This window comes from Reyranella sp., from assembly GCF_965249915.1.
Taxonomy (GTDB): Bacteria; Pseudomonadota; Alphaproteobacteria; order Reyranellales; family Reyranellaceae; genus Reyranella.
This window is the reverse complement of sequence record NZ_OZ252257.1, coordinates 1943162-1955825: the sequence shown is the minus strand read 5'-3', so window position 1 is coordinate 1955825 and position 12664 is coordinate 1943162. Positions and strand designations below refer to the sequence as shown.

The following is a 12664-nucleotide window of genomic DNA, read 5'->3' as shown; positions in this document are numbered from 1 at the left end:
GCTACTCGATCTTAACGCCCGCATCCTGGATGATCTTGCGCCACTTGGTGTTCTCGATGGCGATATAGGCCTCGAATTCCTGGCGCGATTCCTTGGCCGGCACGAACGACAGGCTCTTCATCTTTTCCAGAACCTCGGGATCCTTGAGGATGCGCATGACCTCGGCGCTCAGCTTGTCGAGGATCGGTTCGGGCGTCTTCGCAGGGGCGGAGAGGCCGATCCAGCCGACGGCGACGACGCCGTAGAGGCCCTGTTCCGCCACCGTCGGCACGTCGGGCAGGAAGGGCGAGCGGCGTTCGTCGGCGATGCCGATGGCCTTCACCTTGCCGGAGCGCACCGGGCCGACCGCGCCGGGGACGGCGTCGGACAGGAGCTGGATGTCGCCGCTCTGCAGCGCGAGCTGGGCCTCTGCATTACCCTTGAACGGCACGTGCGTGAGCTTGATGCCGGCCGCGCTCTTCAGCATTTCGACCGCGAGATGGCTGGCCGAGCCGTTGCCCGAGGAGCCGTAGTTGAGATCCGCACCGGCCTTGGCCTTGGCGACGAGATCGGAGACCGAGCCGATGCCGCTCTTGAGGCTGGTCATCAGCACCTGCGGCGTCAGCCCGATGTTGGCGATCGGCGCGAAATCCTTCTGCGGATCGTAGGGCAGCTTGGGATAGAGCGCCGGGCTGATCCCGTGCGTGGAGATCGTCACCATCAGCAGGGTGTAGCCGTCGGGCGCTGCCTTGGCGGCGACATCGGCGCCGATCTGCCCGCCGGCGCCGGGCCGGTTCTCCGCGATCACCTGCTGGCCCAGCGCCCTGGTGAGCTGGTCGGCCATCATGCGCGCCAGGATGTCGGTCGCCTGGCCGGCCGGAAACGGCACGATGATGCGGATGGGCTTCGCGGGCCACGTCTGCGCGAAGGCCGACGGCGCGACGCTCGAGGCTGCGAGCAGTGTGACGAGGGATCGCCGATCAAGCATTCATGTCATCCCGAGCGAAGCGAGGGACCCTTGCGGGCACCGGTGAAAGGTCCCTCGCTTCGCTCGGGATGACAATGTGTTTGTTTGAGGCGCCTACGCCGCCTTCTTGTTCTGCTGACTCGGGTGGTCGCCCGCGATCTTGAGGAAATTCTCGAGGATCTTGTGGCCGTGCTCCGAGGCGATGCTCTCGGGGTGGAACTGCACGCCGTGGATCGGCAGGGTCCGGTGGCGCAGGCCCATGATGATGTCGCCGGTCTCGGCGGTGACCTCGAGGTCCTTCGGGAAGTCCTTCCGGTCGACGATCAGCGAGTGATAGCGCGTCGCCTGGAAGGGCGAGGGCACGTCCTCGAAGACGCTCTGGTTCTTGTGAGAGACGCCCGACAGCTTGCCGTGCATCGGCTCGGGCGCGCGCACGACATGGCCGCCGAACACCTGGCCGATCGCCTGGTGGCCGAGGCAGACGCCGAACAGCGGCACCTGCTCCTTCGCCGCGGCGCGGATCAGGTCCATGCAGATGCCGGCCTCGTTGGGCGTGCAGGGGCCGGGCGAGAGCACGATTCCGGCCGGCTTCAGCGCCAGCGCTTCGTCGACCGTGATCTGGTCGTTGCGATGCACGACGCAGCGCGAGCCGAGATCGCCCAGGAAGTGGACGAGGTTGTAGGTGAAGCTGTCGTAATTATCGATCAGGAGGAGCATGGCGGGATAATAGCGGTCCGGCGGACGTTCTCATAGGGCTCTGACGCTTGCTGCAGGCCGCAGGCAGCGCCTGTTCGCTACGGTCGTTCACCGCGCCCCGGTCGGCGGTCCCTCGTCGAACCGCTGGGTGACCTTGTTCCAGACCAGCGGAACCTGACAGGTCTTCGCCGTCGCAGGCGGGACGGCAGCGGCGCCGCCGCATTGGTCGCCGCTGCTTCCGAGCCAGACCGTGCTGCCGCGGATCTCCACCCCGAGGGCGTAGCGTGCAAAGACCTTGCGAGCGTGACCGTTCGGCAGCCCGACGAAAATCTCGACCATGGAGCCGCCACCACCGCCACCGGTCAATCCCGCGCAGGCGATACCGCCGGTATTGATCAGCCAATCGTCGATGCCACTACCCGTCAGCCCGATGCGGGTGACGTAGTCGCCGACCGGCGGTGGCGTCTTGTTCATCACCTGGCAATTGCTCTGCAGGCTGGACACTTCCTGCGCGACCTCGGGTGGCATCCCGGCCGGTGCGGGCGTTGCCGCAGGAGTCGCAGGCACCGCCGACGGCTGCGCCGCGGCTTGTGGCGATGGGGGCGGCGATACGGGCGACGCTGGAGGCGGCGGCGCGGCGCTCGCGGCGTAGCCCTGCTGGCACAAGGCGGCCGCATTGATTGCGGCCGCGCTGCCGTCGAGAGAGAAGGTCGTGTACACGGCGCCGAGCTGGAGGGTGAGCATGGCTCCCTGGCGCAAGGCGTCGACCAGCGTGGTGTCGGGCAGCGGCGTCGAGAACGTCGTGGGGCTCGACGTGCGGAGCACGAGCGGATAGGGCACGCGATCGATGAACAGCGTGACCGTGACATCCTGCCCGACGGTGAACTGCCAGCCGGTATTGGTAAAACCGATCTGCCAGCTGCCCGACGCGGACTGGCCGATATGCACCGAGGCACCGCCTCCGTCGCGGGTTGCGTCGCAATATGCGAACTTGCCGCTCGCGTCGTTGTCCGCCTGCACGATCCAGCTGCCCACCAGCTGAACCGATCCGGGAACGGGCGCGGCGTCCGCCGTCCATCCAATCAGCGCCAACACGGCGGCACCCAGCCCGATCCGTCGCAACATCCTGGCCTCTCGAAGTAGCCTCTACACTCAATCCTACTTTGCCAGCTCCGGGAAATCCTCCTCCCGGAATTCGCCCGTACCGCGCCGGTTGTCGGCGGCGCGCTTTTCCTCGTCGCGGCGGAGTTCGACCCGGCGGATCTTGCCGGAGATCGTCTTGGGCAGCTCGGCGAACTCGATCCGGCGGATGCGCTTGAACGGGGCGAGGCGGCCGCGCAGGTGCTGGAAGATCGAGAGCGCGGTCGCGCGGTCGGGTTTGCCGCTGGCCGTCAGGGTTATGTAGGCCTTCGGCACGGCGAGCCGCATTGCGTCGGGCGCGGGCACCACGGCGGCTTCGGCCACGGCCGGGTGCTCGATCAGCACGCTTTCGAGTTCGAACGGGCTGATCCGGTAGTCCGACGCCTTGAACACGTCGTCGGCGCGGCCGACGTAGGTGAGGTAGCCCTCGGCGTCGCGCGAGGCGACGTCGCCGGTGCGATAGACCGCGCCGGTGAGCGGCAGGATCGAGCCGTCATCCTGCTGGTAACCCTGCATCAGCGCTGCCGGCCGGTGCGTGAGGTCGATGCAGATCTCGCCTTCCTCGGCGTCCTTGTCGTCGGCATCGAGCAGGCGGATCCGGTAGCCGGGCAGGGGGCGGCCCATCGATCCGGGCTTGATCGGCTGGCCGGGCGGATTGCCGACCTGCGTCGTGGTCTCGGTCTGGCCGTAGAAATCGCGGATGGTGAGGCCCCAGGCCTTCTCGACCTGCTCGATCACCTCGGGATTGAGCGGCTCGCCGGCCGCCAGCACCTCGCGCAGCGACGTCCGGCAGGACTTCAGGTCCTCCTGGATCAGCATGCGCCACACGGTCGGCGGCGCGCAGAGCGTGGTCACCTTGTTGGCGACGACCGCGTCCAGAAGATAGCGCGCGTTGAAGCGCGGCTGGTTGGCGATGAAGATCGTGGCGCCGGCGATCCAGGGCGCGAAGAAGCAGCTCCAGGCGTGCTTGGCCCAGCCGGGTGAGGAGATGTTGAGATGCACGTCGCCCGGCCGCAGCCCCAGCACGAAGATCGTGGTGAGATGGCCCACGGGATAGCTGCGATGGGAATGCAAGACGAGCTTGGGCTTCGCCGTCGTGCCCGACGTGAAATAGAGCAGCATCGGGTCGTCGGCCTGGGTCGGCCCGTCCGGAACGAACTCGGCTGGGTGATCGAGCAGCTTGGCGTAGGCGTGCCAGCCCGGCGGTGCGTCGCCGACGGCGATGCGCGTCAGGCTCTTGTCGAACCCGTCGAACTTGGCCGCTTCGCTGGCGGCGGCCACGACATGGCGCGCCCGGCCGCGCTCGAAGCGATCGGCGAGATCGACCGGCGTCAGCAGGGTGGTGGCCGGGATGACGACGGCGCCGAGCTTCATGGCGGCCAGCATGACTTCCCAGAGCGGCGCCACGTTGCCCAGCATCAGCAGCATGCGGTCGCCGCGCTTCACGCCCAGCGCGCGCAATCCGTTGGCGACGCGGTTGGAGCGTTCCGACAGTTCGGCGAAGGTGAGGCTCGCCGCGCCGTCGCCGACGATCGTCAGTGCCGGCTGGTTGGCCTGCGCTCCACGCGCCAGCTCGGCATCGAACCAGTCGAGCGCCCAGTTGAAGTGCTGCATCTCAGGCCAACGGAAATCGCGATAGGCCGTCTCGTAGTCACCGCGATGGGACAGCAGGAATTCACGCGCCGCCTTGTACGCCTCGACCGTCATCGCATGCCTCGCATCTTGTTTCCGCCCTTTCACGAATTTGGACACGGGCGTAGGTTGAGGGCAACAAGAAGAAAGTAGCCCCCTTGGTCGTCGAGCCCCTGATCGTCGCGCTGCTGCTGGCAGCAGCGCTGATGCATGCCACCTGGAATGCGATCCTCAAGTCGGATCAGTCCGACAGGCTGGCCACTTTCGGCCTGATCATGACGACCGGCACGGTCATGGGCCTTTGCGTCGTGCCCTTCGTGCCGATGATCGAACCGGGCGCCTGGAAATTCCTCATCCTCTCGGTCGCGATCCACGTCGCCTACTATTTCTTCCTGCTGAAAGCCTATTCCTACGGCGACCTCAGCCACACCTATCCGATCGCGCGCGGCTTGGGGCCGCTGCTGGTGGCGCTGGTATCGGGCCGGGTGATCGGCGAGCATCTGCGGACCCAGGACATCGTCGGCGTCTTCCTGCTGAGCTTCGGGCTCGTGGCCCTGGCCCTGCCGCTCAAGAACATCGTGCCGAAACCTGGCAGCCGCCATGGGCTGGCGACGCTGTTCGCGGTCCTCACCGGGATCACCATCGCGGGCTACATCATCTCCGACGGCATGGGCGTGCGCGCCGCCGGCGAGACGCTGGAGCATCGAATCTCCTACATCGCCTGGCTGGCCGTGCTCGAGGGGCCGTGGCTGCTGCTGCTGGCCTTCTGGAAGCGGCCGGCGACCGTCTGGTCCCACATGAAGAAAACCTGGTATCGCGGGGTCGGCGGGGGCGTGATCGCCAATGTCGGCTACGGCATCGCGATCTATGCGCTGGCACTGGGTCCGATGGCCCATATCGCGGCCCTGCGCGAGACGTCGGTGCTGTTCGGGGCGCTGATCGGCACACTCGTGCTGGGCGAGCCGTTCGGCGGCCGGCGGGTGGCTGCGGCGTTCGTGATCGTTTCAGGGCTTGTGCTGATGAACGGTCCGGCGCTCTTCTAGAGGGCATGTCGACCCGCAATCTCGATAGACTCATGTCCCCGCGCTCGGTCGTCATGATCGGCGCCAGCGAACGCCCCGGTTCCGTGGGGGCCGCCGTCACGCGCAACGTGCTGGCCGGCGGCTTCCAGGGCCAGATCCACCTCGTCAACCGCAAGGGCGGCACGATCGCGGGCCGCACGGCCTTCCGCAGGGTATCGGACCTGCCGGAGCCGGCGGACCTCGCCGTCATAATGACTCCAGCCGCGACCATCCCCGGCCTGATCGTGGCGCTGGGCGAGGCGGGGACGCGGGCCGCCGTGGTGATCAGCGCCGGTCCCGGCAACGGCCCGGATGCCGCGTCGGTCAATGCGTTGTGGCGGCAGCGGCTGCTGCGCGCGGCCCAGCCCTACCTGCTGCGCATCATCGGACCGAACTGTATCGGCTACGCGGCACCCCGCCTCGGCCTCAACGCCAGCTTCGGCCCGACGCGGTTCAAGGCCGGTCGCATCGCCGCGGTTGCCCAGTCGGGCGCCGTGCTGGCGGGCCTCGCCGACTGGGGCGTGGCCCAGGGGATCGGCTTCTCGCACCTGATCTCGATGGGCGACATGGCCGATGTCGATTTCGGCGACGTGCTCGACATGCTGGCGCGCGATTCCGATACGCGCGCGGTGCTGATGTATGTCGAGGGCATCACCCAGGCGCGGAAGTTCATGTCGGCGGCGCGCGGCGTGGCCCGCATCAAGCCGGTGATCGTGCTGAAGGGCGGGCGGCATGCCGCGGCCGCCCAGGCGACCGCCTCGCATACCGGCTCGATGGCGGGATCGGCCGCGGTTTACGACGCCGCGTTCGCGCGCGCGGGCCTCGTGCGCGTGCTGGGCCTCGGCGAACTGTTCGATGCGGCCGAGACGCTGGGCCACAGCATCGCCCCGCGCACCGAGCGGCTGGCGATCCTGACCAACGGCGGCGGCGTCGGCATCATCGCCACCGACCTGCTGATCGACGAGGGCGGCGAACTGGCGACGCTCCTGCCAGCCACCATCGCGCGGCTGGACAAGCAGATGTCGCAGCGATGGTCGCGCGCCAACCCGGTCGACATCGTGGGCGATGCCGACGGGCCGCGCTATGCCGTTGCCCTCGACGGGCTGGCTGACGATCGCGGCGTCGGCGCGGTGCTCGCCATGAACGTCCCCACGTCGCTCACCTCGTCGATCGACGCGGCCCGCGCCATCACCGGCGCCGCCGGCCGCAAGGTCGTCCCCGTGATCGGCTGCTGGATCGGCGGGCGCGAGGCCCAGGCCGGTCGCGACGTGCTGCACGATGCCGGCATTCCCGCCTACGACACGCCGCTGCGCGCCGTCCGCGGCTTCATGCACATCGTCGAGTATCGCCGCGGCCAGCGCGCCTTGCAGCGCACGCCGCCCTCCGTGCCGGAGCTGCGGTCCGACACCGCACTCGTGCGCTCGATCGTACAGGGCGCGCTCGCCGAGAAGCGCAAGGTGCTCACCGAGCCGGAGGCCAAGCGCGTACTGGCGGCCTACGGCATTCCCGTCGTGCCCACGGAGATCGCGCGCGACGCCGCCGAGGCCGCCGCCATCGCCGTGCGTATCGGATTTCCCGTCGCTGTGAAGCTGCTGTCGCGCGACATCACCCACAAGAGCGATGTCGGCGGCGTGTCGCTCGACCTGGTCTCCGAGCAGGCAGTGCTCGATGCCGTCCGCGAGATGACCGGCAAGGTCCTGGTGCTGGCCAACAAGGCCCGGATCGATGGCTTCGTGGTGCAGCCCATGATCCGCCGCCCGCATGCCGTCGAGCTGATCCTGGGCGCCGCCGAGGATCCGGTGTTCGGGCCGATCCTGCTGGTCGGCCATGGCGGCGTAGCCGCCGAGGTGATCGACGACAAGGCGCTCGCCTTGCCGCCGCTCGATCCCGTGCTGGCGGAGGATGCGCTGAGCCGCACCCGCGTCGATCGCCTGCTGCGCGGGTTCCGCGACCGCGCCCCGGCCGACCGGGAGGCGGTGGGCGCCGCGATGGTGCGCCTGTCGCAGCTCATCGCCGATGTCGGCGAGATCGCCGAGCTCGACATCAATCCGCTGCTGGCCGACGCCGACGGCGTGATCGCGCTCGATGCGCGCATCGTCGTGAATCATCCGAAGAAAGGGCAGGAGCGGGCGGCGCGCTTCGCCATCCGGCCCTATCCGGTGGAACTCGAGGCCGAGATCCAGCATGGCGAGGAGAAGCTGCGCATCCGTCCGATCCGGCCCGACGACGAACCGACGCTGCAGGCCTTTACGCGTCGGTTGACGCCCGAGGATGTGCGCATGCGCTTCTTTGGCCCCATGCGCGAACTCAGCCACGAACTCGCGGCACGGCTGACGCAGATCGACTACGACCGCGAGATGGCGTTCGTGCTGCTCGATGGCGACGAGATGGTCGGCGTCGGACGACTGGTCGCCGATCCCGATTTCCAGCAGGCCGAGTTCGCGCTCACCGTCGCGTCCGATCGCCAGGGCCGCGGCTATGGCGAACTGCTGCTGCGGCACGTGCTGCACTATGGCAAGTCGCGCGGCGTGAAGCGGGTGGTCGGTCATGTGCTGCGCGAGAATCGCAAGATGCTGGACCTCGCCAAGCAGGTCGGCTTCCGCCGCGAGAGCGGCCGCTCGGGCGAGCCGGACATCCGGGTGATGAAGTCGCTCTCCAGCCTGGATTGAGGCCAAATAGTGGCCCGCGCCAAGAGGTTAGGGCATAACTCTCAGATGGCGTCGAGGAAGAACAGAACCGGGAAGACGAACAGAAGGAGTCCGAAACGGCCGCCCGGCTTTGCGGATCGCCTTCGTGCCCGTTTCGCCGGGCTCTCTGCGTGGGTCGCGGCCCATCGCTGGCACTCGATCGTCATCGCCGTCGTCCTGATGTTCGCCGGCAGTGTGTTCGGCGGTTACTGGATCGCCGAGCGATTCGATTTGCGCAGCGGCGACCGCGTGGCGCGCGACACGCTGGAGGCCATGAAGCGCAGCGCCGCGACGACCGGGCCAGCCGTTGCCCCGAGATATTCGCGCATCGAGGAGCTGCCGGACTTCCCGAAATACTCCGAGGCCGAGCCCGGCAAGCCGACACCGAACGTCGAGGAGAAGCCGCCGGTGAAGAAGGTGGCCGCCGCGTTCCCGGCGGAACAGACCTGGCGCCGCAATGCCGTGCCGTTCCGCGATCTCAAGAGCAAGCCCCTCGTTGCGATCGTGATCGACGATGTCGGGCTCGACCGCGCGCGCTCGAAACGCGCCTGGGAGTTGCCGGGGCCGATGACCATGTCGTTCCTGCCCTATGCCAAGGACCTGCCGGAGCAGGCGCGCGCCGCACGGGCGCGGGGGCACGAACTGATGCTGCACATGCCGATGGAGCCCAACGGTCGCAACGATCCCGGGCCGGGGGCGCTCACGGTGTCGATGCCAGACGTCGAGGTGCGCCAGAAGCTGCTGATCGCGCTGGAGAGTTTCGCCGGCTATGTCGGCATCAACAATCACATGGGCAGCCGCTTCACCGCCAATCGTCCCGACATGGAACTGGTGATGCGCCAGCTCAAGCCGCGCGGCCTGATGTTTCTAGACTCACGCACCAGCCCTCAGTCGGTCGGCGACCAGACGGCGCAGGAGATCGGCGTGCCGTCGATCGTTCGCCACGTCTTCCTCGACGACGAGGAGACGCTGGAGGCCGTGCGGCGCAAGCTCGCCGAGACGGAGTCGGTGGCACGGCGGCAGGGCTTCGTCGTGGCGATCGGCCATCCGCACGATTCGACCCTGCAGGCGCTCGCGGAGTGGCTGCCGACGGTGCAGGGCAAGGGCCTCGCACTTGCGCCGTCGACCGCGATATTGCGCAAGCGCAACGGTTGGGATTGAGTCGCGCCAACGAACAAGTTGGAGGAAGCGACGTGCGATACCAGAAGCAGGCGATGATCGTGGCTCCGCAGCCCGAGCCGACGGAAGCCGGGGCCGACGTGCTGCGAGAGGGCGGCAATGCGGTCGATGCCGGCATTGCGTGTGCGCTGGTCCAGGGCGTGGTCGATCCGCAGATGTGCGGCATCGCGGGCTTCGGCTCCTGCGGCATCTACATGCCGGGCAAGAAATTCCACGGCTATATCGACGCCCATGCGCCGGCGCCGCTCGCCGCGCGGCCCGACATGTGGGCCAACCTGATCGAGAGCGAGGCGCGCGACGGCTACGGCTTCATCCTGAAGGGCCGCGTGAACGACATCGGCTACCAGTCGATCTGCGCGCCGGCCAATCTCAAGATGTACTACGACGCGCACAGGGAGCATGGCAGCCTGCCCTGGTCGCGCATCGTCGAACCGGCGATCCACTGGGCCGAGAAGGGCTGGACGGTGCGGCCGCACGTGCATTTCTGGTGGGCCGACGACGGCGCCTTCGGCCGCGCGCCCAACTTCGAGCGCACGGGCTTCACGCCGGCCGCGCGCGAACTCTACTGCCGACCCGACGGCGTGCCCAAGCGGGTGGGCGACCGGGTGGTCAACCGCGACTACGGCCAGACCTTGCGCGCCATCGCCAAAGGCGGCGCCGACGTCTTCTATTCGGGAGAAATCGCTCACGCGATCGCCGAGGACATGAAGAAGAACGACGCGCTTCTGTCGATCGAGGATCTCAAGGCCTGGAAGACCGTCCGCAACGCGCCGCTGTGGGGCGACTATCGCGGCTACAAGGTCTCGACCAACCAGCCGCCGGGCGGCGGTGTCATGCTCATCGAGATGCTGAACATCCTCGAGAATTTCGATATCGGCGCGCTTGAGCACGGTTCCACCGAGCATCTGCGTATCGTGGCCGAGGCGATGAAGCGGGCGACGATCGACAAGGATGCCAAGGTCGGCGATCCGAAGTTCGTCACCGTGCCGGTCGGGGAGCTGACCTCCAAAACCTACGCCAAGGCGATGGCGGCCGAGATCGCGCGCGGTGAGAAGGCCAGCATCACGCGCTTCAATTCGGGCGCGGTGTCGAAGGATACGACGCATATTTCCGTGCTCGACAAGGATGGCAACTGTTTCACCATGACCCATTCGCTCGGTATGCCCTCGGGCGTGATCACGCCGGGCCTGGGCTTCATGTACAATGGCTGCATGGGGGTGTTCGACCCGCGCCCCGGCCGCGCGGGCTCGATCGCGCCCGGCAAGGCGCGCTTCAGCTCGGTGGTGCCGTCGATCCTGTTCAAGGACGGCAAGCCGCACCTGATCATCGGCGCGCCCGGCGCCACCCAGATCGCCATGGGCGTGCTGCACGTGATCCTGAACGCACTCGATTTCAACATGACGATGGTCGAGGCAGTGAGCGCACCGCGCTTCTCGGCGACCTCGGATGCGATCGACATCTCCAACCGCATCCAGGGCCGGGTCGAGCGCGAGCTGCAGGCGCTGGGCTATCCCGTCGTCCGCAGCCCCTACGGCTTCGGCTTTGCCGCCGTCCACGGCATCCGCATCCACGAGGACGGCCTCGATGGCGGCGCCGATCCGGGCCACGACGGCGTGGTGATCGCGGTCTAGCTACAGAGCGGGCAGGTCCGGCGGCGGACGGCGCGCGTTCGTTGCCTGTTCGTAGGCATAGGCGAGCCGCAGCAGCGTGGCCTCGCTCCAGGCGCGGCCGGCGAAGGTGAGGCCGAGCGGATAGTCGGGCGTTTCCGTCTTGCCGACGCCGGAGATGAAACCGGCCGGAACCTGCACGCTGGGATAGCCCGGCTTGGCGGCAATCGAGGAGCCGCTGGCGCCGGGAAACACCACGGCATCGAGCCTGTGCCGATCCATATAGGCATCCATGCCGCGCTCCTTGGCGGCCATCAGGTCCATCGCGCGCGCCGACTTGTATTCCAGCTCCGAGAGATCGCCCCGGGTCGCCTCTGCGGCGAGGAAAAGGTCCTGCCCATAGCGCAGCGCCTTGTCGGCGTTCTCGGTATTGAACGCGATGATTTCGGCCATCGTCTTGATGTTGGTACGGGTGGCCCAGTCACGCAGGTAGAGGTTGAGGTCGCGCTTCAGCTCGTACAGGAACACGACGGACGCCGGGCCTGGCGTGCCCTTGCCGGGGCTGAGTGGATTGCGATTGAGCACCGGCATGGTCGTGCCCGGGCCGCCAATCCAGCCGATCGCCGGAATGGCCGCGCGCACGATCGTGGCGCCGAGGTCTTCCAGCACAGTGATCGCCTGTGCCATGACCTGCCTGGCGCGGGGCGTGAGCGGCCCGAAGAACGGATCGTTGAGCGGATCTTCCGGATCGCTGGGTACGCCGATGCGTGCGCCCTTCAGACCGTCCTTGTCGAGGTCCGCGGTGTAGTCCTGCGGCCGCTGCAGCAGGTGCGTCGCCGGATCGTCCGGGTCGCGCGCCGCCAGCACGTTCAGCAGGATCGCGGAATCGCGCACCGTCCGGGTCATCGGTCCGGCCGTGTCCTGGCTGTGCGAGATCGGGATGATTCCGCTGCGGCTGATCAAGCCGACCGTCGGCTTCACCGTGACCAGGCCGTTCTGGGTGGCGGGGCTCAGCAGCGAGCCCGAGGTCTCGGTGCCGATCGCCGCGGCGCAGAGGCCTGCCGCAACGGCCACCGCCGAACCGGCGCTGGAGCCGCCGGGCAGCACGACCGGCGCGCCATCGGCCATCAGCCGGGGCGAGTAGGGGTTCCGCACATAGCCGGCGATCGAGCTGTAGCCCGACGGCATGCCGACCGCGAGGATGTTGGCGAACTCGGTGAGGTTGGCCTTGCCCAGGATCACCGCGCCGGCTTCGCGCAGCCTCTTGATGACGGGCGCGTCGTCCTTGGCATGGGCGCCGTCGAGGGCCAATGAGCCCGCGGTCGTGGGCTGCCGGTCGCCGGTGGCGATGTTGTCCTTCACCAGGATCGGCAGGCCCGCGAGCGGCCGGCTGGCGGACGGCTTCACGGCATCGAGGCCGGCGGCGATCGACAGGGCGTCGGGATTGGTCACCCGCACGGAGTTCAGGCCCGGCCCCAGCCGGTCATACGCCTCGATGCGGGCGAGGTAGGCGCGGGTCAGGTCGCTCGACGTGACGCGGCCCTGCGCCAGGGCCTCCTGCAGGTCCGACAGCGAGGCATTGTCGAGGGCGAGTGCCGGCTGTGCCGACGCCGTGCCCGCACCGACCGCGCCCAGCACGACCGGCATCATCGCCAGCTCGCGACGGCTGAGGCCGCCGTCATGAGAGGTTCCGGAACCGTCGTCAGGTTTGGTCAC

The 12664-nt window shown here is 68.1% G+C and carries 9 protein-coding genes; 4 read left to right on the top strand and 5 right to left on the bottom strand.

The window, feature by feature from the left end; genetic code table 11:
* Nucleotide 1: 1 nt before the first annotated feature.
* The 4 genes from ACP15H_RS09805 to ACP15H_RS09790 form a co-directional block, all read right to left on the bottom strand.
* Nucleotides 2-967 carry a Bug family tripartite tricarboxylate transporter substrate binding protein gene (locus ACP15H_RS09805; RefSeq protein WP_425066008.1) on the bottom strand — a complete coding sequence of 322 codons (966 nt, stop codon included), beginning with the start codon at nt 965-967 and terminating at the stop codon, nt 2-4.
* A gap of 93 nt (nt 968-1060) precedes the next feature.
* Nucleotides 1061-1663 carry an anthranilate synthase component II gene (locus ACP15H_RS09800; protein ID WP_425066007.1) on the bottom strand — a complete coding sequence of 201 codons (603 nt, stop codon included), beginning with the start codon at nt 1661-1663 and terminating at the stop codon, nt 1061-1063.
* Between the two features lie 87 nt (nt 1664-1750).
* The gene (locus ACP15H_RS09795; RefSeq protein WP_425066006.1) at nt 1751-2767 is read right to left on the bottom strand and encodes a hypothetical protein; all 1017 of its coding nucleotides are present in this window, start codon (nt 2765-2767) and stop codon (nt 1751-1753) included.
* A 33-nt stretch (nt 2768-2800) separates the two neighbouring features.
* The gene (locus ACP15H_RS09790; RefSeq protein WP_425066005.1) at nt 2801-4489 is read right to left on the bottom strand and encodes an AMP-binding protein; all 1689 of its coding nucleotides are present in this window, start codon (nt 4487-4489) and stop codon (nt 2801-2803) included.
* Between the two features lie 83 nt (nt 4490-4572).
* Here ACP15H_RS09790 and ACP15H_RS09785 point away from each other — a divergent pair, with 83 nt between their 5' ends.
* From ACP15H_RS09785 to ACP15H_RS09770, 4 genes are read left to right on the top strand one after another with little or no spacing between them, the layout of a single operon-like run.
* Nucleotides 4573-5457 (top strand): EamA family transporter, encoded by an 885-nt coding sequence (locus tag ACP15H_RS09785; RefSeq protein WP_425066004.1) that lies wholly within the window; start codon nt 4573-4575, stop codon nt 5455-5457.
* 32 nt (nt 5458-5489) lie between these two features.
* Entirely contained in the window at nt 5490-8144 is a 2655-nt protein-coding gene (locus tag ACP15H_RS09780) for a bifunctional acetate--CoA ligase family protein/GNAT family N-acetyltransferase (protein WP_425066003.1), read from the top strand.
* 45 nt (nt 8145-8189) lie between these two features.
* On the top strand, nt 8190-9323 hold the full coding sequence (locus tag ACP15H_RS09775; protein WP_425066002.1) for a divergent polysaccharide deacetylase family protein: 1134 nt from the start codon (nt 8190-8192) through the stop codon (nt 9321-9323).
* 53 nt (nt 9324-9376) lie between these two features.
* Nucleotides 9377-10972, top strand: a complete 1596-nt coding sequence (locus ACP15H_RS09770) for a gamma-glutamyltransferase family protein (RefSeq protein WP_425069878.1) — start codon at nt 9377-9379, stop codon at nt 10970-10972.
* Here the strand turns inward: ACP15H_RS09770 and ACP15H_RS09765 are convergent, their stop codons facing one another.
* Entirely contained in the window at nt 10973-12664 is a 1692-nt protein-coding gene (locus tag ACP15H_RS09765) for an amidase family protein (RefSeq protein ID WP_425066001.1), read from the bottom strand.

Bases quoted from the DNA above. Each gene is read 5' to 3' on its own strand.
- ACP15H_RS09805 (WP_425066008.1), bottom strand. From the start codon at position 967: ATGCTTGATCGGCGATCCCTCGTCACACTGCTCGCAGCCTCGAGCGTC.
- ACP15H_RS09800 (WP_425066007.1), bottom strand. From the start codon at position 1,663: ATGCTCCTCCTGATCGATAATTACGACAGCTTCACCTACAACCTCGTC.
- ACP15H_RS09795 (WP_425066006.1), bottom strand. From the start codon at position 2,767: ATGTTGCGACGGATCGGGCTGGGTGCCGCCGTGTTGGCGCTGATTGGA.
- ACP15H_RS09790 (WP_425066005.1), bottom strand. From the start codon at position 4,489: ATGACGGTCGAGGCGTACAAGGCGGCGCGTGAATTCCTGCTGTCCCAT.
- ACP15H_RS09780 (WP_425066003.1), top strand. From the start codon at position 5,490: ATGTCCCCGCGCTCGGTCGTCATGATCGGCGCCAGCGAACGCCCCGGT.
- ACP15H_RS09775 (WP_425066002.1), top strand. From the start codon at position 8,190: ATGGCGTCGAGGAAGAACAGAACCGGGAAGACGAACAGAAGGAGTCCG.
- ACP15H_RS09770 (WP_425069878.1), top strand. From the start codon at position 9,377: ATGATCGTGGCTCCGCAGCCCGAGCCGACGGAAGCCGGGGCCGACGTG.